At 71.0% G+C, this 22420-nt stretch carries 23 protein-coding genes; 13 read left to right on the plus strand and 10 right to left on the minus strand.

What is annotated here, in order from left to right; translation table 11 throughout:
• Window positions 1-2: 2 nt before the first annotated feature.
• A complete protein-coding gene (locus VGC13_RS04535; protein ID WP_331124021.1) occupies window positions 3-1025 on the minus strand; it encodes a proline dehydrogenase family protein in 1023 nt (340 codons plus the stop codon).
• A 46-nt stretch (window positions 1026-1071) separates the two neighbouring features.
• Window positions 1072-1446, minus strand: coding sequence for a hypothetical protein (locus tag VGC13_RS04540; RefSeq protein WP_331124022.1), 375 nt, complete (start codon window positions 1444-1446; stop codon window positions 1072-1074).
• A gap of 763 nt (window positions 1447-2209) precedes the next feature.
• On the opposite strand from VGC13_RS04540, the gene VGC13_RS04545 reads away from it, so the two are divergent.
• Window positions 2210-3241 carry a zinc-binding dehydrogenase gene (locus tag VGC13_RS04545; protein WP_331124023.1) on the plus strand — a complete coding sequence of 344 codons (1032 nt, stop codon included), beginning with the start codon at window positions 2210-2212 and terminating at the stop codon, window positions 3239-3241.
• A 269-nt stretch (window positions 3242-3510) separates the two neighbouring features.
• Here VGC13_RS04545 and VGC13_RS04550 read toward each other — a convergent pair whose 3' ends face one another.
• The 4 genes from VGC13_RS04550 to VGC13_RS04565 form a co-directional block, all read right to left on the minus strand.
• Complete coding sequence (locus tag VGC13_RS04550) at window positions 3511-4308, minus strand: LytTR family DNA-binding domain-containing protein (protein WP_331124024.1); 798 nt, start codon at window positions 4306-4308, stop codon at window positions 3511-3513.
• The gene (locus VGC13_RS04555; protein WP_331124025.1) at window positions 4305-5552 is read right to left on the minus strand and encodes a sensor histidine kinase; all 1248 of its coding nucleotides are present in this window, start codon (window positions 5550-5552) and stop codon (window positions 4305-4307) included. Before VGC13_RS04555 ends, VGC13_RS04550 begins: the two co-directional genes overlap by 4 nt.
• A 496-nt stretch (window positions 5553-6048) precedes the next feature.
• Entirely contained in the window at window positions 6049-6264 is a 216-nt protein-coding gene (locus VGC13_RS04560) for a cold shock domain-containing protein (protein WP_331124026.1), read from the minus strand.
• A 112-nt stretch (window positions 6265-6376) separates the two neighbouring features.
• Window positions 6377-7246: a metallophosphoesterase gene (locus tag VGC13_RS04565; RefSeq protein ID WP_331124027.1), complete on the minus strand. Its 870-nt coding sequence runs from the start codon at window positions 7244-7246 to the stop codon at window positions 6377-6379.
• 186 nt (window positions 7247-7432) lie between these two features.
• Here VGC13_RS04565 and VGC13_RS04570 point away from each other — a divergent pair, with 186 nt between their 5' ends.
• Window positions 7433-8755, plus strand: coding sequence for a hypothetical protein (locus VGC13_RS04570; RefSeq protein ID WP_331124028.1), 1323 nt, complete (start codon window positions 7433-7435; stop codon window positions 8753-8755).
• Window positions 8756-8923: 168 nt separating this feature from the next.
• On the opposite strand, the gene VGC13_RS04575 is transcribed toward VGC13_RS04570, so the two are convergent.
• From VGC13_RS04575 to VGC13_RS04585, 3 genes are read right to left on the minus strand one after another with little or no spacing between them, the layout of a single operon-like run.
• On the minus strand, window positions 8924-9577 hold the full coding sequence (locus VGC13_RS04575; protein ID WP_331124029.1) for a hypothetical protein: 654 nt from the start codon (window positions 9575-9577) through the stop codon (window positions 8924-8926).
• Entirely contained in the window at window positions 9574-10611 is a 1038-nt protein-coding gene (locus VGC13_RS04580) for a hypothetical protein (protein ID WP_331124030.1), read from the minus strand. Before VGC13_RS04580 ends, VGC13_RS04575 begins: the two co-directional genes overlap by 4 nt.
• A 10-nt stretch (window positions 10612-10621) precedes the next feature.
• A complete protein-coding gene (locus VGC13_RS04585) occupies window positions 10622-10855 on the minus strand; it encodes a hypothetical protein (RefSeq protein WP_331124031.1) in 234 nt (77 codons plus the stop codon).
• Window positions 10856-12561: 1706 nt separating this feature from the next.
• Here VGC13_RS04585 and VGC13_RS04590 point away from each other — a divergent pair.
• The 9 genes from VGC13_RS04590 to VGC13_RS04630 all read left to right on the plus strand — a co-directional run bounded on the left by VGC13_RS04590 (window position 12562) and on the right by VGC13_RS04630 (window position 20811).
• Window positions 12562-15036 (plus strand): leishmanolysin-related zinc metalloendopeptidase, encoded by a 2475-nt coding sequence (locus tag VGC13_RS04590; protein WP_331124032.1) that lies wholly within the window; start codon window positions 12562-12564, stop codon window positions 15034-15036.
• 172 nt (window positions 15037-15208) lie between these two features.
• Window positions 15209-15478, plus strand: coding sequence for a hypothetical protein (locus VGC13_RS04595; RefSeq protein ID WP_331124033.1), 270 nt, complete (start codon window positions 15209-15211; stop codon window positions 15476-15478).
• A gap of 316 nt (window positions 15479-15794) precedes the next feature.
• Window positions 15795-16550, plus strand: coding sequence for an electron transfer flavoprotein subunit beta/FixA family protein (locus VGC13_RS04600; RefSeq protein WP_349264180.1), 756 nt, complete (start codon window positions 15795-15797; stop codon window positions 16548-16550).
• Between the two features lie 139 nt (window positions 16551-16689).
• Complete coding sequence (locus VGC13_RS04605; protein WP_331124035.1) at window positions 16690-17673, plus strand: electron transfer flavoprotein subunit alpha/FixB family protein; 984 nt, start codon at window positions 16690-16692, stop codon at window positions 17671-17673.
• Window positions 17674-17802: 129 nt separating this feature from the next.
• Window positions 17803-18093 carry an AbrB/MazE/SpoVT family DNA-binding domain-containing protein gene (locus VGC13_RS04610; protein ID WP_331124036.1) on the plus strand — a complete coding sequence of 97 codons (291 nt, stop codon included), beginning with the start codon at window positions 17803-17805 and terminating at the stop codon, window positions 18091-18093.
• Between the two features lie 3 nt (window positions 18094-18096).
• A complete protein-coding gene (locus VGC13_RS04615; protein ID WP_331124037.1) occupies window positions 18097-18399 on the plus strand; it encodes a hypothetical protein in 303 nt (100 codons plus the stop codon).
• Window positions 18400-18584: 185 nt separating this feature from the next.
• Window positions 18585-19076: a hypothetical protein gene (locus VGC13_RS04620; RefSeq protein ID WP_331124038.1), complete on the plus strand. Its 492-nt coding sequence runs from the start codon at window positions 18585-18587 to the stop codon at window positions 19074-19076.
• A 5-nt stretch (window positions 19077-19081) separates the two neighbouring features.
• Window positions 19082-19759: a hypothetical protein gene (locus VGC13_RS04625; protein ID WP_331124039.1), complete on the plus strand. Its 678-nt coding sequence runs from the start codon at window positions 19082-19084 to the stop codon at window positions 19757-19759.
• Window positions 19756-20811, plus strand: coding sequence for an HD-GYP domain-containing protein (locus VGC13_RS04630; RefSeq protein ID WP_331124040.1), 1056 nt, complete (start codon window positions 19756-19758; stop codon window positions 20809-20811). Before VGC13_RS04625 ends, VGC13_RS04630 begins: the two co-directional genes overlap by 4 nt.
• 388 nt (window positions 20812-21199) lie before the next feature.
• On the opposite strand, the gene VGC13_RS04635 is transcribed toward VGC13_RS04630, so the two are convergent.
• Window positions 21200-21472, minus strand: a complete 273-nt coding sequence (locus VGC13_RS04635; protein WP_331124041.1) for a hypothetical protein — start codon at window positions 21470-21472, stop codon at window positions 21200-21202.
• A 228-nt stretch (window positions 21473-21700) separates the two neighbouring features.
• On the opposite strand from VGC13_RS04635, the gene VGC13_RS04640 reads away from it, so the two are divergent.
• Window positions 21701-22027 carry a hypothetical protein gene (locus tag VGC13_RS04640; RefSeq protein ID WP_331124042.1) on the plus strand — a complete coding sequence of 109 codons (327 nt, stop codon included), beginning with the start codon at window positions 21701-21703 and terminating at the stop codon, window positions 22025-22027.
• A gap of 25 nt (window positions 22028-22052) precedes the next feature.
• Window positions 22053-22412, plus strand: coding sequence for a hypothetical protein (locus VGC13_RS04645; protein ID WP_331124043.1), 360 nt, complete (start codon window positions 22053-22055; stop codon window positions 22410-22412).
• The last annotated feature ends 8 nt before the right edge of the window (window positions 22413-22420 follow it).

Consider the following 22420-nt stretch of genomic DNA (forward strand, 5'->3'; position numbering starts at 1 on the left):
GGCTACTTGCGGCGGCGGAGCATGACCGTGGCGACGATCCCCGCCAGCAGCCCCGCGCCCACGGCCATCGCCGGCTTTTTGATCCCGTCGGCCTTTGCCTCGCGGGCGATGCTGCCGGCCATGAAGATGACGTTGGCGGGGCGCTCGGCCAGGCGGCGCATGAGGTACGGGTACCAGCTGTCGCCGAAGGGAACGTAGACGCGGACGTTGTACCCCTCTTCGCGCAGCCGCGTCTGCAGGTCGCGGCGCACGCCGTACAGCATCTGGAACTCGAAGCCCTCCTTGGCGATGCCGCGCTCCCACACGAAGCGCCGCGCCGCGTCGATGATGGCGTCGTCGTGGGTGGCGATGGCGGCGTAGGTGCCGCTCTCCAGCAGCCGCTTCATCTGCTCCACGTAGGCGCGGTCGGTGTCGGCCTTGTCCGGGAACGCGACCGAATCCGGCTCCTGGTAGGCGCCCTTCACCAGCCGCACGCGGGCGCCCAGGGCCAGCATCCGCTCCAGGTCGTCGCCGGTGCGGCGCAGCATGGACTGCAGCACGGTGCCCACGTTCTGGTAGCCGTCGGCCCACAGCTGCTCCACCAGGGCCACGGTGCGCTCGGTGTAGGCGCTGCTCTCCATGTCCAGGCGCACGAAGATCTCGCCCTGGCCGTCGCCCAGCTCGCGGGCGCGGCCCAGCACCCGCTCGATGTTCTGGCGGCAGAACGCCTCGTCGATGTCCAGCCCCAGCTGGGTGGGCTTGATGGACAGGTTGGCGTTCAGCCCGTCGCGGACGATGGCCTCGATGATCCGCACCGCCATGTCGGCGGCCTCGGTGGCTTCCTCGCGGCTCTTGACCGACTCGCCCAGGAAGTCCAGGGAGACGCTGAGGTCCGCGTCGTTCAGGGCGCGGGCGGCGCGCAGGGCGTCGTCCAGCGTGTCGCCGGCCACGAAGCGCATGGCGAAGCTGCGCGAGATGGGGGCGCGGGTGATGACCTTCTTGGCGGTCGGGCTCTCGCTCAGGCGGAGCAGGCTCGTCTTGAGCATGATGTGCGGTCGCGGGGGTTCTGGCGGCGTGGACGGGCGAAGGGGTTCAGCCCTCGTCCGCCGCGGCGTGCCTGCGTGCGATGGCGTCGTCCAGCAGGGCGCGCACCTGGGCCAGGGGCAGGGCCTCCAGCAGCGCCCGGGCCTCGGGCTCGGTGCGGGCCTGGACCAGGTCGCCGCTTTCCATGTGGCCCATGATGGCGGTGCCGGTCTGCGCCCAGCGGATGAAGACCAGGTAGCCGGCGAACGGCAGCGCGTCGTCGCCGGTGGCCTCGGTCTCGATGCCGACGGTGTACGGCTCGCCGTCGGCCGCTTCGAACGCGGCGGCGCGGCCGTGGACGGCCATGTATCCGCCCAGCGTCGTCTCGTCCGCGCCGGACGGGGCGACGGGGTTCAGCCGGTCTTCGGCGCTGGCGTACTTCATGGCCGGCCAAAGTACGCATGGTCCGTTCCGGGCGATAGGGCCGCGCCCGGCGGTGCGGGGTGGATGGGGATGGCGGATCGTCGGCATGGATCGGGCTGGCGCCGGACGGGGGGCCCTCCCCCGGCCCCTCCCCGCTCGTTCCTCGCGGAGAGGGGAGAATTCGATGGCGCCTCGGCAGGGGGTGAGCTGCGTCCGCCGGCGCCCCCTCCGGCTCGCTTAGGCTCGCCACCTCCCCCAAAACTGCTGGAGGAGGTTGGGTAAGGACGGGTTCGTGGCTCGACGAAGAGAACTGAACTGCGCTCGAGGCCACCCCCCCTCTCCCGGCCTCTCCCCCATAAACAGCATGGGGAGAGGAGAATTCGATCGTGTCGCGCACGGTTCCTCGCTGCGTCCGCCAGCGCCCCCTCCGCTCGCTTAGGCTCGCACCTCCCCCAAAACTGCTGGGGGAGGTTGGGGTTGCCGCCAGGATCTCGGCTCGACGACTTGCATCACGCTGCCGGGGTGGGGGTGCCGTCTGGCGCAGTGCGAACCCGATCGAAGCGCCCGAATCCCAGCCCCACCCAACCTCCCCCAGCAGTTTTGGGGGAGGTGGGCGAGTAATGCGAGCCCGGAGGGGGCGCCGCGGGTCGCGCCGAAACCCGCCGCATCCGCCGTTGCCGCCGGTCCGGCATCTGTCTACGTTCTTTCGCCAGGCGCCGGCCCCCTGAACCCCATTCAGGGGGTGTGGCCGAGCATCCCACGCACCCGCAATCCCGATCCTCCCATGACCATGCGCGCGGCCATCTTCCACGAGCACGGCGGGCCCGAGGTGGTCCGCATCGAGCAGGTCGAGCGGCCGCGGCCGGGGCGCGGCGAGGTGCTGGTGCAGGTGCGCGCGTCGGCCATGAACCACCTGGACCTGTGGGTGCGCCGCGGCATCCCCATCGAAACCACCATGCCGCACATCGGCGGGTCCGACATCGCCGGCGTGATCGCAGAGGTGGGGGACGAGGTGGACGCGGGGCGCGCGGGCGAGCGCGTGGTCATCAACCCCTCGCTGTGGTGCGGGCGCTGCTGGGCGTGCGCGCGGGGCGAAGAGTCGATGTGCGTGCAGTTCCGCATCCTGGGCGAGCACACGGACGGCGGGTTCGCGGAGTTCGTGGCGGCGCGGGCGGACCGCGTCTACCGCATTCCCGACGAGATGTCGTTCGAGGACGCGGCGGCCATCCCCATCAGCTACATGACGGCGTGGCGCGCGCTGGTCTCCCGCGCCGCGCTGAAACCGGGGGAGGACGTGCTGGTGATTGGCGCGTCGGGCGGCACGGCGCTGGCCGCGGTGCAGATTGCCCGGCTGATGGGCGCGCGCGTGTTCGCGGTGACCATGGGCGCGGACAAGGTGGAGGCGATTCGCGCGCTGGGCGCGGACGTGGTCTACGACCGCGCGGAGACGGACTGGGCGAAGGCCGTCTTCAAGGACACGGGGAAGCGCGGCGTGGACGTGGTGGTGGAGAACGTGGGCGCGCCCACCTGGGCCGGCAGCGTGCGGGCCCTGGCCAACGGCGGGCGGCTGGTGACGTACGGCGGCACGGCGGGGCCCAAGGTGGAGCTGGACGTGCGCGGCGTGTTCTGGCGGCAGATCCAGGTGATCGGGACGACGATGGCGTCGCGGGGCGAGTTCGAGGACCTGCTGCGCGTCATCTTTGCCGGCCGCCTGCGCCCCGTGGTCGACAGCGTGATGCCCCTGGACGACGCCCGCGCCGCCCACGAGCGGCTGGAGACCGGGGGACAGCTGGGGAAGGTGGTGCTGGTGCCGTAGGGGGAGTGCGGGAGTGCGGGAGTGGGTGAGTGGGTGAGTGGGTGAGTGGGTGAGTGGGTGAGGGCCTCGTACGGGAGCGAGTGAACTCGCCGCAACGACAGCGGGAAGCCCCGCAAACTGCGCGGGGCTGCCGCGTTGCCGCCGGAGTGGATGAGGGCGGGCGGAGCCGGCCCAACACGACAGTTCGGGCGCCCCCGAGCACCTTTATCCCGCTATTCCCTATTCCCTATTCCCTATTCCCTGTCCCCTGTCCCCTGTCCCCTGTCCCCTCAAAACACCGGCCGCAGCAGCTGCTCACGATGGCTGCGGGACACGCGCAGCTGCCGGCCGTCGTGCAGCATGGCGATGTAGTCGCCGCCGAACCAGGGCTGGATCTCGCGGATGCGGTTCACGTTGACGATGGTGGAGCGGTGGATGCGGATGAACGCCGCCGGGTCCAGCTGCTCCTCCATCGCCCGAAGCGTGGAGCGGATGAGGTGCGACCCCTTGCCCACGTGCAGCCGCACGTAGTTTCCCTCGGCCTCGAACCAGTCCACGTCCTCCACCCGCACCAGCTGGGTGGAGGTGCGCCCCGCCACGCTGATCCACGCGGCGAACCTGCGCGCCGGCGCCGGCTCGGGTACGCCGGCGGCGCGCTCGCGCAGGGCGCGAAAGTCCTCCAGCAGCGCCTGCAGCCGCGCGGCCAGCACCTCCTCGCCGCGGGAGGCCAGCCGCAGCCGCGCGCGGCCCAGCGCGCCCCGCAGCCGGTCCCCCGTCACCGGCTTCAGCAGGTAGTCCACCGCGTGCAGCTCAAAGGCGCGCACGGCGTGCTGGTGGTAGGCGGTGGCGAAGATGACGGCCGGCATCCGCGCGGCGCCCACCTGCTCCACCACCTGCAGCCCGTCCATCTCGGGCATCTGCACGTCCAGGAACACCAGGTCCGGCCGCAGCGCGCGGATGGCCTCCACCGCGCGCGCACCATCCCCCGCCTCGCCCACCACCTCCACGTCCGGCTCGCCCGCCAGGTGCATGCGAACGCCGTCGCGCGCCAGCGGCTCGTCGTCCACGATCAGCGTGCGCAGGGTCATACCGCCTCCGCCGCGATCACGCCGTGCCCCGTGTCTCCCTCACCCGGCGCCAGGGTGCGGAAGGGAAGGGTGATGCGCACCAGCGCGCCGCCGCCCGGCCCGCCGCCGCGGTACATCGAGTACCCGTCGGCGCCGTACAACTGCTCCAGCCGCGCCCGCGTGTTGCTGAGGCCCACGCCCGTGCGCCCGCCCGGCGGCTCCGCCGCGAACCCCGGCCCGTCGTCGCGGACCGAAAGCTCCAGCCGCTCGGCGTCGCGCCGCGCGCACACCTCGATGCGCCCGGACGCCCGGCGCCTGGCGATGCCGTGCTTGACCGCGTTCTCCACCAGCGGCTGCAGCACCATGCTGGGCACCTGCGCGCCCAGCGTGTCGGGGGCCACGTCGAAGCGCAGTGTCATGCGGTCGGCAAAGCGCACCTGCTCGATGTCCAGGTAGCGCTGCGCGAACTCCAGCTCGCGCACCAGCGGCACCGACTGCTCGGTGTTCTCCAGTGACATCCGCAGCAGCTCGCTCATCCGCTCGATCAGCCGCACCGTCTGCGCGCGCTCGCCCTTGGCCGCCAGCACCGAGACGGCGTTGAGCGTGTTGAACAGAAAGTGGGGCTGCAGCTGCATGTTGAGCGCGCGCAGGTTGGCCTGCGCCAGCCCCGCCTCGGCGCGCGACGTACGCAGCGCCAGCTCCGCGGCCTGGCGGTCGCGGGCGGTGGCGCGGCGCAGGTAGAACAGGGTGTGGTGCCCGCCCACGATCAGCCAGTAGAACGCCAGCCAGGTGGTGAAGTACATCCCCACCAGCCGGCCCAGGTTCGCGGTGTAGTCGTGAAAGCCCGGGGGAAGCTGGTCCGCCGGCATGGTCATGGGCGCAAAGACGAAGTCGCACAGCCAGCTCGACAGCGCCAGCTGGATGAGGACGAAGGCCACGCAGGCGGGAACGTGCACCAGCAGCGAGCGCTTCCAGCGTCCCGGCGCCAGGGGAAAACGGTCCGCCAGCTTGAGCGCCGCGGGCACCAGCGGCACCGTGACGTACCAGCTGGGAAAGGTGGTGGCGATCACGAAGGCCAGCTCGGGCTGGTTCCGGCCGGGCACCGCCGCGTACAGCAGCCAGGTGTCGATCAGCCCCAGCAGCGTGGCCACGCCAAACAGCATGAACCCCACGCGCCACGGGCACAGGCGCAGGAACTCGGCGCCCGCGGACGGCGCCGGCTGCTCCGATGGCGGGGTGGGGAAGGGGATCTGGGTCGTGCTCACGGCGACGGTGCCGGCGGTGGGATGAAGGAAGGACGGACGCAGGAAAGATAGTCCGCTCCGCAGGGGAGGGAAAGCTTTATCTAGAGGGGGTTTACACCATCCTGGGCCCGGTTCTGGACGCGCCGCCGTTCATCCCGCCGACGCACCGTTCGTCCCCGTGGAATCGCGCTTCGTCCCCAAAAGATTTGGCTCACCCTGTGGCCTCTGGGTGATCCCAGGTCCCGAAAAAGAATGATCGTACAGAGGAACAGAGTCAGACAGAGAAAGCGAGCTGAGTTATCATCCTGGTTCCTCTGTCTGCTCTGTTCCTCTGTACCCATAAAGGTGTTGTTTTCCCAGATTCGGTATGAGACCATTCGTTTGGGGATTCGGAGTACGATCTCCGCGTGGAATCGCTGTCCGCTTGTGCCCCGGAACGCGGGCGGCGCCGCGTCCCCGGGTGGGGAGCGGCGCCGTCTGCGTTTTTACAGCCCGAGTTGTCTTGGCCCGCGGACGGTCAGTCTTCCAGCCGCCGCACGTCCGCCGCCCGGGGACCCTTGGGATCCTCCTGGATCTCGTACTCCACCCGGTCGCCCCGCTTGAGCGACTTGAACCCCTCCATCTGGATGGACGAGTGGTGCACGAACACGTCCTTGCCGCCATCGTCAGGACGAATGAAGCCGAAGCCCTTGTCGTCCTTGAAGAACTCCACCACCCCAGTCTGTCGCGCCATGGTGCCTCCGCTACGACGGATTCCGGTCCATCGCCGGGCCGTCGCTCCGTCGCACGGCGTCCCGGTCTGTTTTCAGGCCGGTATTTGCAAGAGGCGGGCCGCACAGATGTTTCTACCGCGGCCCCTGCGCGCCCTGCGCCGGGGGCCGCGGATCGCCCGTAAGCTCCAGCACCGCAACCTCTGGACGGCACAGCAGCCGCACCGGCAGGTGCACCGTTCCCACCCCCCGCGACGTGTACACCTGCGTCCACGGACGGCGGCGGAGGCCCTCCTCGTACAGGTCGTCGTGCTTCGCGGGGTTCTTGATGGCGCCCACCCCCGGCAGCCGCACCTGCCCGCCGTGGGTGTGGCCGCTCACCACCAGGTCCACCGCGTCGTACGCGCGCCGCGCCCGCTCGGCCTGGTCGGGGTCGTGCGCCAGCAGCAGGGTAAAGTCGCGCGCCTCCGGCGGCGGCAGCGGGTCCAGCGTGGGGCGGCCGCGGGTGTAGTCGTCCACGCCGGCCACGCACAGCGACGCCTGGCCCACGCGCTCCAGCGCCGCGCGGTTGGTCAGGTCGCGCAGGTGCGGGCGCCGGCGCAGCTCGGCGTGCCAGCGCTCGATTCCCACCGTGTAGTCGTGGTTGCCGGGCACCGCCCACACCCCGTGCGGCGCGCGCAGCTCCGAGAGCGCGTCCAGCACGGGGGCAAAGCTGTCCGCGTCGTCCGCCGCGAAGTCGCCCGTGAGCGCCACCAGGTCCGGCCGCTCGCGCATGGCCAGCTTCGCCGCCCGGCGGATGAGCCAGAGCGGCGTGCCCTCGCCCGCGTGCATGTCCGTCAGCAGGGCGATGCGAAAGCCGGCCAGGTCCGGGTGCAGCCCCCGCACGTGGATGCGCGTGCGCGTGACCTCCAGCCACAGCGGCTCCACCAGCGTGTACGCCCCCACCACCCCCGCCGCGGCCACCGCCGCCCCCGCCACCTTTGCCACCGTGCTCGTCTTTGACATGCCTCAGGGCAGGAGCAAGGGCCAGACCAGCCGCGAGATGCGCACGGACACGAACGCCCGGCATCCACCGGCGCCGGGCGGGGTGGTTTCGAAATCCTTGCTCCCCGGCCCGCCCCGCGCCTATGTGTGCTTCGCCGCCCGGCGACGGGCGGTATCCTCACCCCTCACCCGTCCCAGGGAGACGTCATGCGCATCCGTTTTCATCCGCGGGTTCCGCCACTGGTCTCGACCGCCGCCCTCGTCCTGTGCATCGCCATGCTTCCCGGGTGCGGGGGCGGCGGGCCGGGTCCCGGCCCCGGCCCCGGCCCGGGCGGCGGAGGGGGTGGGACGGACCCGTGGAGCCTGGACGGGGAGTTCGCCGAGATCGAGGCCGAGGCGCCGGGGTTCGGGGGATACTTCTTCGCCGGCGACGGCACCCTGACGGTGTACGTGCAGGACCCCGCCACGCAGGGCCCCGCGGCGCGGGACGCGGTGGCGCGGCGCACGGCCGGGCGCGGACGCTCGTCGCGCATGCCCGCGGGCGCGGCGGAGATCCGCGTCCAGCGGGGCACCTACGCCTTCAGCCAGCTGCAGGCGTGGCGCACGCGGCTGGCGCCCATCCTGCTGGCCCGCGCCGACGTGGTGTACCTCGACGTGGCCGAGGACGGAAACGCGCTGCGCATCGGCGTGCTGTCGGACACGGAAGCGAGCGTGCAGGCCCGCGTGGCGGCCGAAGGCGTGCCCGGCGGCGCCTTCGCCATCGTGGCCGCGGAGGCGCCGCGCCGGCTGCAGCACACCCTGCGCGAGAACGCCTGGGAGCGGGGCCCCGGCGGCGGGGTGCCGGGCGGGTACCTGGTGCACTGGAACGCGGACGGCCGCACCGGCTACTGCGCGCTGGGCTTCAACGTGCACCTGCTCCCCATCCGCGACCCCGCGAGCTACACCGGCGGGTACGTGACCGCGTCGCACTGCAGCGACGTGCAGGGAACGCGCGACCGCGCGCAGCACTACCAGCCCGAGAACCCGCACCACCTGGGCTCGGAGGTGCGCGACCCGGCGTTCGTCACCGGGGGCGAGTGCCCCGCCGGCCGGCGCTGCCGCTGGAGCGACGCGGCGGTGTTCACCCACTCGCCGGGCCGGCTGCTGGACATCGGCCTCGTGGCGCGGGTGGGGGGCGTGGGGAGCAGCGAGGTCGCGGGGTCCCCGCTGCGCATCCAGGGAAAGCGCCCCTTCCCCGTGGCCGGCGAGATCGTGGACAAGGTGGGGCCCGGCAGCGGGCTCACCTTTGGCCGCGTGTACGCCACCTGCGCCGACGTGAACGTGGCCGACAGCGACATCGTCCTCTTTTGCCAGGACGTGATGGACCACCCCGCCAGCACGGGCGAGAGCGGCTCTCCCGTCTACGTGCCGCGCACGGCCGACGCCGTGGACCTGGCCGGCCTGCTCTGGGGCGGCACCGCCGAGGTGGGCTGGTTCAGCTCCGTCCGCGGCATGGAGCGCGAGCTGGGCGACCTGGAGGTGGGCGGCTGATCCCCGGCTTCCGGGAGAACAGCACCTTCATGGGTACAGAGGAACAGAGTCAGACAGAGGAGCGAGGATGATCTTTCGGCTCGCCTTCTCTGTCTGACTCTGTTCCTCTGTACGATGATTCTTTTTCAGGTCTGCTGGTGGATCGGGGATGGGCGGGGGGACGGACGTTCAGGTGGGTGCGCCGGACTTTACCCACGCCGCGATCTGGTCCGTGCCCAGCAGGCGGCGCACCAGCCGCTCTCCCTGCACCGACACCGCCGTCTCGCCGTTCTCCAGCTGCCGCTCGATCACCAGCAGCTGCGGGACGCTGGCCGGGCCCGGCAGGTCGCTCCAGATGTAGCGGAGCGCGGCCTCGCTCACCCAGTTGCCGCCCACGGAGACCTCGTCCCAGCGGCCGAAGCGGCGCAGAAAGACCAGGGCGCTGTCCGGCTCCCAGTCCAGCGACACGCCGACGGCCCGGAAGCCGGACCCCCGGCTCTGCGCCTGCCGCCGCAGCCCCAGCTTGGCCTGCTCGATGGCCTCGGGAAACCCCGGCTGCAGGTGCGCGCCGCAAAAGCTGGCGCCGATGAACACCATCACCACTTCGCGCCCGGTGCGCGCATCGTACGACGGGGTGTAGGCCGCCGCCTGCGCCGCCGCCTGCCTGCCTGCCGCGGGCGGGGGCGGGGGCGCCGGCCTCGGGCGGACCGCCGGCCCGCTCGCGGCGCCCCCCGCAAGGCCGCGCGCGGCGTTCGCCAGCAGCAGCAGCCCCGCCACCAGCCAGATCGCCGTCCCCACGCGGAGGGCGGTGACGCGGAAGGGGCGGAGCCGCGGCGAGGTCACGGGGCCTCCGCGGGGAGCGACGTGGGGCGCAGCACGACCACGCGCGGCTCCGGCTCGTCCACCGCGGCGAACGCCCGGCCGCCGCGTACGGCAAGCAGGCGGGGCAGTCCGCCGCCGAGCTCCGTCACCGTGCCGTCGCGGCGCGAGACGACGAAGGAGCGAAGGTCGTCGAACTCGTAGCGGGTCGCGCCCCGGACCTGGAACCCGGTCTGGACCAGCTGCCGGCCGTCGTCCAGCGAAACGAGGGAGGCGCCGGCGTGGTGCCGGCCCGTCGCGGGCGCCTGGAACAGCACGCCGTCTCCGTGGCGGCGCACCTCCACGGGAACGTAGCCGGGGATGGCGGCGCCGCCCAGCCGCGCGCCCGTGGACGCGGAATACCACGCGACTTCGCCGCGCAGCGCCGGCAGGTACGCCACCACGTCGTCCGGCCCGCACGCCAGCAGCCCGCCCGTGCGGTCCAGGCTGAGCATGGGGTCGCGCGCCGGGTCGGGGGCGAACGAGCGCAGCACGCGCCCGTCCGCGGGCGAGACCTCGTGGATCAGCTGTCCGTCCATCTCTCCCAGCACGAACAGGCGCGGCCCCAGGGTGCACAGGTCGCGGCCGGTGAACGGCAGGCGCAGCCCGCCCTCCCGCGCACCGCCGGGCATCCGGAAGATCTCCACCCGCTGCTCGATCTCGTCGAGCACGTACATCCGGCCGTCCGCGCTCGTGGCAAGCGCCACGGGCCCGGCGAACTCGCCGGGTCCGCGTCCGCGGCGGCCCAGCAGCCGGCGCGGCGCGCCGTCCGGGCCGTACACGCGGACGTTGGAGTCTCCCGCGTCCAGGACGTACGCCCCGCCCGCCGGTCCCAGCGCCAGGTCCGCGATCAGCCCGGGCGACGGACCCGACAGCCGCGCCGTCTCCGGCCATGCGGCGCCGGGCGCCGCGCCGTCCGCGGAGGGGGAATGCGCGGGCGCCCGGCCCGCCATCACGGCGCCGGCCAGCAGCAGGGCGAGCGGGATCGTGGCCCAGAGGCCCCGCGGAAGCGGCATCATCGGAGTTCCATCACGAGGCCGGCCCCGGGCCAACGAAGGCACACCGGGTCGTCAGGCACGAACGCGAATCGGGAAAGCTGCACGCTTCCGACACCTGCCGCATGCAGGAGCTGGTGCCGGAGCACCGCGAGTTGCTGCAGCCCTGCGCCTGCGCCGGACGCACGCCCAGTCCCAGCATCCCCAGGTCCGCCGCGCCCAGCAGGCACGCCGCCGTCAGGACGACGGGAAAAGCGAACCTGCGCATCCGCGTTCCTGTCTCCATGTCCCTCTCCTTTGCGACCATGAAGTAAGACGACGCCATTTCGTCCACGATAACCGTCCCGGCTCTTTTGAGTCAAGAATGATCATCCCGCCCACCTTTGACAGACGTGGGGTCGGCACGCACCCGGACGGTGGATCGGCTGCGCGGCGAGGCCGGACGGATGCAGCATCCACGCGGTTGCCTGCATCGGCCGCGCGCCCGGGCCGGACCTTGCCGCCTCCACCGAGAGCGTTTCTGTTCCGGTCAAAAGCCGAACAGAAGTTTGATGGAATTCACACGGATGCCATGACGCACCCGCCGGTGAGAATCCCGGGGATCGCGGGATCGGCTTCGCGGTCAGTACCAGGGCCCATTCGGAACGGCGCGATCCACCACTTTGTCCACAAACGGCTCCCGCGTCAAGCTTCTTCTTCGGCGGTGATGGATGTCGGCGGGGGATTGCGGCATGCGCCAGCGTCCACGTCGTCCCTGCCGCCGACGCGGATTGGGCCTGAGGGGGTGTTGCCAGACCTCCCAGGCGTGACTGACTTCCTGAGGGAGGCGCCGCCCCGTAACTCGCTTGTACACTGCACCCTGGCGCCGACCGAAGGACCTCGCCGGCAGAACGACGGGGCGGGTCCCGTGCCCTGATCTGGCCCTGCGCCACCGAGACGAGGTCCTTCGGTCGCGCGCAATCCGTAGTGTGGCTTCGGCTGGACGTGATGCGCTCCCTCAGGAAGTCACCGCTTCGTTGTGGATGTGAGGTTTAGCAACACCCTCTGACGCAGGTGCGGCCGATGGGCGGCAGGAGCCTCCGCTCCGCGTACTTCGCCGGTTCGAACGCACGACGCCCGCACCGGCGCGGCCGGTGCGGGCGAATGGGAGCGTGTAGCCGTGGCCGTCTCAGAGCGTGTTCAAGAATCCGATGCTGCGTATCCAGGCGGATCTACCAGCGCTGTCATTCCGAGGCCCGGCCACGCCGTAGCCTGCTTTCACACCAGAGGTTGCAGGGCCGAGGAATCCCCTGTCGGATTGCTGGAGGGCAGACGCGGTAGCCGTGCCTGCTTCGCGGCTACGACACGGGCGGACAGGGCCAGTGCCGGAGCGGTGCGGCGGGGCACCAGCAGCAGACAGTAGATTTCTCAGTCGGCGCGCTGGATTTCGTGCGAGCCGATGGTGCGTGTGGCGCCTCCTTCGAAATGACATACGGGCGCGAGCGCAGGGATTCTTAAACACACACTCTCAGTGCGCCTGGTCCGTGGTGAGCGGAGGCATGGCGCGCCGGTCGGCGAGGCACGAGCCGGCGGCGGCTGTCGGGAACGGGAGGGGGAATGGAATGCGGCAGGGTGCCATCCGCGTTTTTGGGAGGGATGCCGATCGGTGGATGATCTCCGCGGCGCACGGAGGAAAGACGTCCGCACACCCCTGATGCGCGATCTCGTGAACCCTCCATCCACTCCACCGTAGAGGATGCGGGACGCTGCGCGGGACGTTTGTTCTTACGCGGGCCGCGGGCTGCTTCCCGATCCGGGCGCAGCGGCGGATTGCCTGGAGTCCGGTTCGGGGTTTATATTTTATCCTCCGGATGCAGCTTTCCCGCGCCGTACACACTGGACCATCCCGCCCCGGTCCTGGTGCGCGCGCAGGCACGCCCGGTGTTCCCCCAGCACCGGTCTTCCCCTCGATCCCCACTCCAGGAAGTCGCAACAGTGCAGATCTCCCGTATTCTCATCCTGGCCGCGTCGTGCGCGGCCGTGCTGTCGGCGTGCGCCGACGGCCCCGCGGCGCCGCACGTGACGGAGCCGAAGCCGGAGTCGCCGCTTCTGCCGCTGGGCGTGTACGAGGTCACCATCACCGGAGTGGACGGCTCCGGCGCCGGGGGGGCCGCGTTCAGCCGCGCGGTCGCGGTGCCGCAGGGTCCCAGCGACGCGCTGAACCCGGTGAGCACGACGCTGGCGCTGGAGGCGGTGTCGACCACCACCTACTTGGAAGGCACGCGCACCACGGGCGGCCAGCGGTTCATCCTGACCACGCTCCGCGTCCGCAACACCAGCGGCGCGCCCCTCAGCAACGTCACGCTGATGCCGGTGACGCACCCCACCACCATCGCGGGAACGCCCTTCAACACGCTGCTGCTCTTCAACGGCTCGCCGGCGCCTGCCTCCATCGCTTCTCAAATCGTTCCCACGGGCGCGGTGGGCCTGGGCGACGACGGCCGGATCCGCAGCAGCTATCCCGACGTGCTGCAGGCGTTTACCGAGGCCGAGGTGGCGGGGATCACGCTGCCCGAGGGGATCACCGGCGTCTTTCCGTACGGCTTCGTGGTGCGCAACCCGCGCTCCACCAGCGACCGTACGCTCCCCAACGCCACCACCTCCAGCGACTGGGGGCTGGTGACCATCGCGTTCCGGTACCCACTGCAGGCCACGGCCAGCGGAGACCCGTTCAGCATCAGCTTTGCGTTCATGGCGGTGGAGGACACCGAGACGCGTATGACGGAGAGCATCGAGGAGCGGCAGGACACGGCCGGCGTGCGGCGCCTGCGTGAGCGGGCCGCCGCCCTGGGCGCCACCACGGTCACCGTGCTGGCGGGGAGCGCCGCGGCGGGTCCGGCGGTGGCCGACTACCCCGGGCAGCGCCAGGTCTGCACGGTGCGCACGGCCGGCTCCGCGGGCGCGCCCACCACCACCATCAACCGGGCGGGGCCCTACACCGACCTCGTCGTCTACCGGCCGGGCGAGACCGTGGACGCCTGCGGCGCGAACTACGCCGCGGGGACGGCGACGGCCGCGTCCGCCGGCACCCCGTACAACCTGACGCTGCGGGCCATGGACCGGTACGGCAACGTGCGGACGACGGCGGTGGACACGGTGCGCGTGGCGCGGGTTTCGGGCCCGGCGGCGACGTTTGGCGCCGCGGCGGCCCTGGTGAACGGCCAGGCGACCGTGGCCGCGACCTTCGACGCGAACGGTACCTCGGTGGTGGAGGCGACCGGCCGCAACACGTGGGGCAGGCAGACGGTGGACGTGCTGGGCGCGGCCACGGTGGCGGTGTTCGCGGGGAACGTGCAGGCGGCCATGGCGGGGACGGCGCTGCCCACCGCGCCGTCCGTACGCGTGCTGGACCTGTCCAACAACCCGGTCGTGGGCCGTTCGGTGGTGTTCTCGGTGGCCAGCGGCGGCGGGTCGGTGACCTCGGCGACGGCGGTCACCAACGCCTCCGGAGTGGCCACGGTGGGAAGCTGGACGCTGGGCGCCACGGCCGACCTGAACACGCTCACCGCCACGGTGGCCGGGGCGGGGGTGACCAACAACCCGGTGCAGTTCACCGCCGCGGGGTGCGAGGGCGGCGGAGGAACGGGGTACGCAATCACCCTGTGCTACGCCAGCGCCATGAGCGGCTCGCAGCGCGCCACCTTCCAGACCGCCGCGGCCAAGTGGGCCACCGTCATCACGGGCGACCTCCCCAATGCCTCCGGTAGCATTCCGGCGGGTACGTGCGGTGCGGGGTCGCCCGCGATGAACATGACGATGGACGACCTGGTGATCTTTGCCCGCGTCGAGCCGATCGACGGGGTGAGTGGGGTGCTGGGGTCGGCGGGCCCGTGCCTCATCCGCAGCACCGGGTCGCTCCCCGTCGTGGGCACCATGCGGTTCGATGCCGCCGACGTGGCCAACCTCGAGGCGTCGGGGCAGTTCAACGCCGTGATCCTCCACGAGATGGGCCACGTCATCGGCATCGGAACGATGTGGAACACCTTCGGGCTGCTGCAGAGCCCGTCCGCGGCGGGGAACCCCCTGGACACGTACTTCAGCGGCGCCAACGGCATCGCCGGCTTCAACAGCGTCGGCGGGTCCACCTACACGGGCGGGCAGAAGGTGCCGGTGGAGAACACCGGCGGCGGCGGGACGATGAACGCCCACTGGCGCGAGTCGGTGCTGGCCAACGAGCTGATGACGGGGTACCTGAACAGCGGCGTGGCCAACCCGATGAGCCTGCTGACCGTGCGGTCGCTCTCGGACATGGGGTACACGGTGAACACGGGGGCGGCGGACTCGTTCTTCCTGACCCTGTCGCTCCGCGCGCAAGGCTCGGGCGAGGTGATTGACCTGGGCGACGACATCTACGACGGCCCCCGCTACACCATCGACGGGCAGGGGCGCTTCAGCCGGGTGATGCGCTGAGCGACGGCCCCACCACTGCCGCGCACGCGAAAGGCCGCTCTCCGGAGCGGCCTTTCCGCGTTCCGTGCCCGATCCATTGTCGCGCGACGCGGTGACCACTATCCTTCGCAAGTGGCGCAAACAGCGCGATCGTGGTTGCACGCAGACCTCTCTCCGCTCCACGTCGAACCTCATGCGAATCCTTCTCCCCGTCCTCCTCGGCAGCCTGGCTTTCGCGACGCTGGGCGAGGCTGTGGTGCCGGACCCGCCGCCGCGCTGCCATGCGTCGTATCCCGACTTCTGCATTCCGCCCGCGCCGCCGGACCTGAACTGCCCCGACATCACCGGCCCCAAGCCGTTCCGGGTGCGGCACGACGTGGCGAGCCCCGACCCGCACGGGTTCGACCGGGACCGGGACGGGCGCGGGTGCGAGCCGCGCCCCCGGCGGCGGAGCGGAGCCTGATCCCGGATCCGCGAGACACTCGTATCGTCTTACCGGGGGAAAGCGGGGGTACAGAGGGACAGAGAAAAGCCGGAGGAACAGAGGAAGACACGGTTGTCCTCTGTTCCTCTGGCTGTTCTCTGCTCCTCTGTACCCCTTGCTGTTGTTCCTGGGCTCAGAACCGGATTCGGGACGGCGAGTGTCGAACGAACATCCGAACGCGGAATTCCCCTGCAAATCCGCGCCTAAACGGCTTGCCACGGGGGGATGGGGCACGCTATACTCCCCGGCTTCGGAGCCGCCGGGCGGGCTCCGGGAACCAACCGAGCCAAGGGAGATGCGCGTGAAGAGCATCGTGTGCGTAAAGCGCGTCCCGGACACCGAGGCGCGCGTGCGCATTGGGGCCGACGGAAAGTCCGTGGACGCGGCCGGGGCCAAGTTCGTCCTGAACCCGTACGACGAGTTCGCCGTCGAAGCCGCGCTCAAGCACAAGGAAGCGGCGGGCGCGGGCGAGGTGACGGTGGTGAGCGTGGGCGATTCGTCGAGCGCCGAGACGCTGCGCACCGCGCTGGCCATGGGTGCCGACAGCGGCGTGCTGCTGAAGACGGACGGAAAGCCCGAGGGGCTGGCCGTGGCCCGCATTCTGGCCGACGAGCTGAAGGGGCGCGAGTACGACGTGGCGCTGTTCGGCATGAAGGCCATCGACGACGACCTGCAGGCCGTGGGGCCCATGGTCGCCGAGCTGCTGGGCCTTCCCGCCGCCACCGCGGTGACCGAGTTCTCGGTGGAGGGCGGAAAGATCACGGCGCACCGCGAGGTGGAGGGCGGCCACGAGGTGGTGGAGCTGCGGACGCCGTGCGTGCTGACGCTGACCAAGGGTGCCTACGAGCCGCGCTACGCGTCGCTCAAGGGGATCATGGCGGCCAAGAAGAAGCCGCTGGAGGAAAAGGCCGCCACCGCCGGCGATTCCGGCATCGAGGTGCGCGGGCGCAAGCTGCCCGCCGAGCGCCAGGCCGGCCGCATCGTGGGCGAGGGCCCCGACGCGGTCCCCGTGCTGCTGCGGCTGCTGCGCGAAGAGGCGAAAGTGATCTAGGGAATAGGGAATTAGGGAATAGGGAATAGCCTGCGAAAACCGCGCGAAGCGCCGGTCCCGGCGCGCCGTTGCAGTTGTCTTGCTATTCCCTGTTCCCTATTCCCTATTCCCTCTCCCCTGCATTTGAGAGGACCCGAACATGCCAGGCATTTTCGCGTTCGCGGAGACGCGCGACGGTGAGATCCGCAAGGTGGCCCACGAGGTGGTGACCGCCGCCCGCTCCCTGGCCGACGCGCTGGGCACCGAGGTGCACGCCGTGCTGCTGGGCGGCCCCGGCACCGCCGCGGCCTCCGCCGAGCTGGGCCGCCACGGTGCCGACAAGGTGTTCGTGGGCGAGAGCGACGCCTTCGCCAACTACTCGGCCGAGGGCTTCACCACGGTCATCGCCGGCTTCATCCAGGAGCACGGCTGCGACGCGGCGCTGTTCCCGGCCAGCTCGCTGGGCCGCGACCTGGCGCCCCGCGTGGCGGCGCGGCTGGGCGTGGGCTACGCCAACGACTGCGTGGCCGTCGAGGTGCAGGGCGGCCAGGTGGTCGCCACCCGGCCGGAGTACTCGGGCAAGCTGGTGACGCAGGTGGCCGCGACCGGCAAGCCGGCGGTGCTCTCGCTGCGCGCCAACGTCTTCCTTGCCACGGAGAACGCAAAGGCGGGCGAGGTGCAGACGCTGGACGTCTCGGTGAACCAGGCGGACTTCGGCGCCATCGTCCGCGAGATCAAGGCGGGCGCGGCCGAAAAGATGGACGTGGGCGAGGCGCCCATCGTGGTCTCCGGCGGCCGCGGGCTGGGCTCGCCCGAGAACTTCAAGCTGCTCGAGGACCTGGCCGAGGCGTTCGGCGGCAAGGCGGCCGTGGGCGCGTCGCGCGCGGTGGTGGACGCCGGCTGGCGCCCGCACGCCGAGCAGGTGGGGCAGACGGGCAAGACGGTCTCGCCCACGCTGTACATCGCGGTCGGCATCTCGGGCGCCGTGCAGCACCTGGCCGGCATGCGCACCGCCCGCTACATCGTCGCCATCAACAAGGACCCCGAGGCGCCCATCTTCAAGGTGGCCGACTACGGCATCGTGGGCGACCTGCACCAGATCCTGCCGCGCATGACGGAAGAAGTGCGCAAGATGATGGCGTAGGGCCTTCTTCGCGGGACCTGCGGGATGATGAAGGGGACGCGGGCATGGCTCGCGTCCCCTTTTTCATCGCTCGTGGCAAGGCTATATTCCCAAAGTGGGTATTGCCCAATGCCGCCGATGGGAGGCCTGATGATCTTCATGACCGTTGACCGGCGCGGCCGGGGTACGCTGCCCGAAGAGGTGCGCCGGGACCTCGGCATCCACACCGAGGACGCGAACCTCGTCCTGCTGGAGAAGACGGAACGGGGGACGTACGAGCTCGTGCCCGCGACGCTGATTCCCAAGGACCAGATCTGGTTCCATCATCCCGAGATGCAGGCGCGCCTGTCCGAGGCCGAGGCAGACTTCCGTGAGGGCCGCTTTACGCGCACGGAAACCGTCGACGAGGCGCAGGCACACCTGGACCGGCTGAAGGGTTGACCGGTGGCGCGGGCCAGGGGCTTTCTCCCGGCGGCATGGTCCAGCCGCTGGGACAAGAGCTATGCGTCGCTCTCGCACGACCGGCAGAAGGGAGCCGACAAGGTCGCGATCGCGCTCATCAAGCAGGAGATCACGCCGGGGATGCGGATCAAGCCGGTGGAGCCGGAGAAGTACTACAACGAAGCCCGGATCAACGACGCCGACCGTTTGATCTTCCGCATCGAGGGCGGCACCGTGTGGTTCGTGGACATCGTGGAACACGATGACATCGGCCGGTACGGGAAGAAGGTCTCGGGATTGTTCTGAACGGAGGGACGGATCACGGGATCCGTCCCTCCGCTCGTTCGTTCCGTGATTGGTCTGTGCCTCCCGCAACGGTGGCGGCGCCGTCGGTGTCATTGGGGCGAAGCCGCTGCTGGATGCATCTTTCCGATCCGGCCCGGCGGCTCGTATGTTTCGCGATCTTTTGACCCCGTACGGCAATATCGAACGTGAACGAACCCGCGTCCAAACCACGCGCACGCTGGCTGGCGCCCACGGCCCTGGCCGTGGCGCTGCTGTCGCTGGCGCTCAACGGCGTGCTGCTGTGGATGCTGCGGCACCCCGAGCGGCTGCTGGCGCCCGCGCTGGGGCGCGTGGTGGAGCGGCTGGCGCAGCAGGACGCGTCGCTCAAGTACACGGTGCGCATTCCCGCGGGGACGCCGGTGCACTTCGACATCCCCATCGACCAGCGCTACACGGTGCGGCTGAACACCACGCTCCCCATCAACACCAACTTCAACCTGCCGGTCAACACGCCCTTCGGAAACCGCAACGTGCGGGTGCCCGTACGGGCCAACATCCCCATCCGCACCAACATGCCGGTGCACCTGCGGGACACCTTTCGCCTGCGCACCCAGACCGAGGCCGAGATCGTGGTACCGCTGGAGATCCCCCTGCGCGACCTGCCCCTGGACGCGCTGCGGGCGTCGCTGAAGCCATGAGCCCCATGACGCGCTCCCTGCTTCCGCTGGCGCTGCTGCTGGCCGCCGCCTGCGGCGCCGATGGCGATCCGGGGAATGCGGCCGACTCGCTGGCCGCCGCCCCGCCGGCCCCTGCCACGCAGCCGTCCACGCCCGCCGCGGCGGCGCCGGCGTGGCGGACCAATCCGGCGTCCGGCATCACCGTCACCCCGGGCGAGGTGACGACCATCGAGGCGGGGCCGCACGCCATCCTGTGGCCCGAGGGCGCGGCGGAGCTGGCGCCGCCGTACTCCGTGCGCGCCAGCCTGCGCAAGCGCGCGGGGCGGCTGCACGAGGGGTACGGGCTGATCTTTGGCGGCACGGGGCTGGAGGGGCCCGAGGCGGAGCAGCGGTACAGCTACTTCCTGGTGCGCGGCGACGGCAGCTACCTCATCAAGCGGCGCGACGGGGCGCAGCTCCCCGTGGTGCGCGACTGGACGCGCCACCCGGACGTGGCGCGCGACGCCGGCGGCCAGGGGCGCCCCAACGACCTGGAAGTGCGGGTGGGGGCGGATTCGGTGACCTTCCTGGTGAACGGCGGCACGGTGGCCACGGTGCCGGCGGCGGAGCTGTCCACCCGCGGGCGTGCGGGGCTGCGGGTGAGCCACGACGTGCAGCTGGAGGCGCAGGGGTTCGCGGCCCGGCCCGGAACGGTGGTGCCGTGACGGCTCCCCTGCGCGTGCTGGTCGCGGACGACGACGCGGCGGTCCGCGCCGTCCTGCGCGCCATCCTTCCCCCCGCCCGCTACGACGTGGTCGAGGCCGCGTCCGGCGACGAGGCGCTGCGGCGCTTTGGCTCGCACGGCGCCGACCTCATCCTGAGCGATCTGCAGATGCCGGGGATGAGCGGCCTGGAGCTGCTGCGCAGCGTGCGGTCGATGGACGACACGGTGGGATTCATCATCCTTACCGGCGCGGGGACGGTGGAGAACGCGGTCGAGGCGCTGCGGCTGCAGGCGGACGACTACCTGGTCAAGCCGTTCAACGTGGACGAGGTGCTGCTGGCCGCCGAGCGCGCCGTGAGCTACCGCCGGCTGCTGCGGGAGAACCGCAGCTACCAGACGCAGCTGGAAGAGCGCGTGGCCGAGCAGGCGGGGCAGATCGAGGCGCTGCTGATGGACGCGCTGCGCTCCCTGGCCACCGCCATCGAGACCCGCGACGACTACACCGGCGGGCACGTGGAGCGGGTAGCCCGGTACGCGGCGGCCACGGGGCGCGAGCTGGGGATGCGCGGCGAGGAGCTGCGGGCGCTGTGGGTGGGCGCGCTGCTGCACGACGTGGGCAAGATCGGCGTGCGCGACGACGTGCTCAAGAAGCCGGGCGCGCTGACGGCGGAGGAGTACGATGAGATGAAGCGCCATCCGGAGATCGGCGCCACCATCATGGAGCGCAGCTCGTTCCTGCGCCCCGGCCTCCCCGCGGTGCTGCACCACCAGGAGCGCTTCGACGGCTCCGGCTATCCCGCGGGGCTCCGCGGCGAGGCGATCAGCCTGCAGGGGCGCATCGTGGCCGTCGTCGATACCTTCGACGCCATCGTCAGCTCGCGGCCGTACCGCAACGGCAGCAGCGGCGAGCACGCGATGGAGGAGATCCGCCGCAACTCCGGCACCCAATTCGATCCCCGTGTGGTGGAGGCGTTTCTGCGCGCCTCGGCGCTGGGGTTTCCGGATGATCCGGATACGCCGCGGCTGCCGGAGGTGGAGGCGGCGGTTGGGTGAGCGGGTGAACGGGAGTGCGGGAGTGCGGGAGTGCGGGAGTGCGGGAGTGCGGGAGTGCGGGAGTGCGGGAGTGCGGGAGTGCGGGGTGCCAGAGGAAGTGCCCGCGCCCCTCACATCTGAGTCCGGTCTAAAAAGTCCGGAGCGGCGGCGGATGCCGCGGATTTGGGGGTCCTCCGCAGTATCCCCACGTCGAGATCGTGCGTCTGAGCGCATCCTCCGAAGTCGACTTCTCCACACCTGTGTGGATCAAGCGGCATACGCGACTTCTTGGACCGGACTCATCGCTTCTTTTTGAGTTTGGGGGGGGTAGCAAACCCTCTCAGGGACAGCAGAAAGCCCCGCCAGCATCGCGGGGCTTCATCATCGGACAACCGCGAGTTGCAGCCGTCTATTCGCCGATGGAGGCGGTCCTGCGGGCGGCTACCGGCTCGGCCGCGCAGCACAGGGCGTGGATGGCGGCATCGTCATGCGTCGCCCAATCCGATGGAAAGGGCGTAAGCCGCCGCTTCTGGTCGGCGGCCTCGAAGCAGAGCCAGCCGTCCGCCATCTCTGCCGGCAGGTAGTTGCTGCGGCGGGAACCCGCCTCCACCTCGCGGCTGGGAATCACGTCCCACACCTGCCACTCGCGTCCCTCGGGATCGCGGAACGTGCGGAATGCCATCGTCCTCTCTCAATAGTGCGTCTCCAGCCCTGGCTGATACGTTTAGCCGTTGCAGCAATCACCGCGCCAACCGTTTCCATACCGCTGTGGATCCTGTTCGTCGCCGAAGGCCGGTGCGAACCGCGGGCGGCCGAATCCCCACCGGTTGATTCGACGCCCTAAGTGTTTGCAGGTACGCGGTTTGCAAATGCGGGCAGATTGGCCCTTGCACTTCATGGATGACAAGAGATGGCTCTTCGCGAATTCACGGACTCGGGCGGCACCGCCTGGACGGCCTGGGACGTACCGCCGCACCGCGTCTACACGGCCCGGCGGGCGGGGGTGGAGCGGCGCACGCGGGTGGTGCCCGGGTTCACCCCCGAGCGCCGCCGCCCGGGCCGCGACCGGCGGATGCACCTTGCGCATCCGGAGCTGCTGGGCGGCTGGGTCTGCTTTTCTGCGCGTGGCGAAAAGCGGCGCCTGTGCCCGCCGCCGTCCGGCTGGGAAGCGGGCTCCGACGCGGAGCTGGAAGCGCTGTGCGCGCGTGCGCACAACCCGCCGCCGTGCGCACCGTGACCCCCACCCCGTGCCGCTGACCGCCATGCCGATCCGTTCGTTCTGCACGGAAGAGGGGGTGACCTGGCAGGTCTGGAACGTGATGCCGGGGCACCGGGAGAATACGGAGCGCAGGATCGGCTACGACCGTCGCAACCCGGAGCCGGTGATCCGCTACACCGGCCCGGAGCGGCGCGTGAACCCGGACCGGCGCACTCCGGCGCCGCTGCTGTCCCCGCACCTGGCGCTGGGGTGGCTCACCTTTGAGTGCCCCACCGAAAAGCGCCGCCTTGCGCCCATCCCGCAGCACTGGGAGCAGTTTTCCGAGGCGGAGCTGGCGCGCCTGTGCTCGACCGCCCTGCCCGTCGCGCCGATCCAGCCCTTCATCCCGATGCGCGATCCGTAGCGGACCGG

It is taken from the genome of Longimicrobium sp. (assembly GCF_036399255.1).
Taxonomy (GTDB): domain Bacteria; phylum Gemmatimonadota; class Gemmatimonadetes; order Longimicrobiales; family Longimicrobiaceae; genus Longimicrobium.

Coding starts and splice junctions, on each gene's coding strand:
- VGC13_RS04545 (WP_331124023.1), top strand. CDS start 2,210: ATGACCATGCGCGCGGCCATCTTCCACGAGCACGGCGGGCCCGAGGTG.
- VGC13_RS04635 (WP_331124041.1), bottom strand. CDS start 21,472: ATGGCATTCCGCACGTTCCGCGATCCCGAGGGACGCGAGTGGCAGGTG.
- VGC13_RS04540 (WP_331124022.1), bottom strand. CDS start 1,446: ATGAAGTACGCCAGCGCCGAAGACCGGCTGAACCCCGTCGCCCCGTCC.
- VGC13_RS04600 (WP_349264180.1), top strand. CDS start 15,795: ATGCGCGTGAAGAGCATCGTGTGCGTAAAGCGCGTCCCGGACACCGAG.
- VGC13_RS04605 (WP_331124035.1), top strand. CDS start 16,690: ATGCCAGGCATTTTCGCGTTCGCGGAGACGCGCGACGGTGAGATCCGC.
- VGC13_RS04580 (WP_331124030.1), bottom strand. CDS start 10,611: ATGATGCCGCTTCCGCGGGGCCTCTGGGCCACGATCCCGCTCGCCCTG.
- VGC13_RS04560 (WP_331124026.1), bottom strand. CDS start 6,264: ATGGCGCGACAGACTGGGGTGGTGGAGTTCTTCAAGGACGACAAGGGC.
- VGC13_RS04585 (WP_331124031.1), bottom strand. CDS start 10,855: ATGCGCAGGTTCGCTTTTCCCGTCGTCCTGACGGCGGCGTGCCTGCTG.
- VGC13_RS04610 (WP_331124036.1), top strand. CDS start 17,803: ATGATCTTCATGACCGTTGACCGGCGCGGCCGGGGTACGCTGCCCGAA.
- VGC13_RS04625 (WP_331124039.1), top strand. CDS start 19,082: ATGACGCGCTCCCTGCTTCCGCTGGCGCTGCTGCTGGCCGCCGCCTGC.
- VGC13_RS04550 (WP_331124024.1), bottom strand. CDS start 4,308: ATGACCCTGCGCACGCTGATCGTGGACGACGAGCCGCTGGCGCGCGAC.
- VGC13_RS04645 (WP_331124043.1), top strand. CDS start 22,053: ATGCCGATCCGTTCGTTCTGCACGGAAGAGGGGGTGACCTGGCAGGTC.
- VGC13_RS04535 (WP_331124021.1), bottom strand. CDS start 1,025: ATGCTCAAGACGAGCCTGCTCCGCCTGAGCGAGAGCCCGACCGCCAAG.
- VGC13_RS04595 (WP_331124033.1), top strand. CDS start 15,209: ATGCGAATCCTTCTCCCCGTCCTCCTCGGCAGCCTGGCTTTCGCGACG.
- VGC13_RS04640 (WP_331124042.1), top strand. CDS start 21,701: ATGGCTCTTCGCGAATTCACGGACTCGGGCGGCACCGCCTGGACGGCC.
- VGC13_RS04565 (WP_331124027.1), bottom strand. CDS start 7,246: ATGTCAAAGACGAGCACGGTGGCAAAGGTGGCGGGGGCGGCGGTGGCC.
- VGC13_RS04570 (WP_331124028.1), top strand. CDS start 7,433: ATGCGCATCCGTTTTCATCCGCGGGTTCCGCCACTGGTCTCGACCGCC.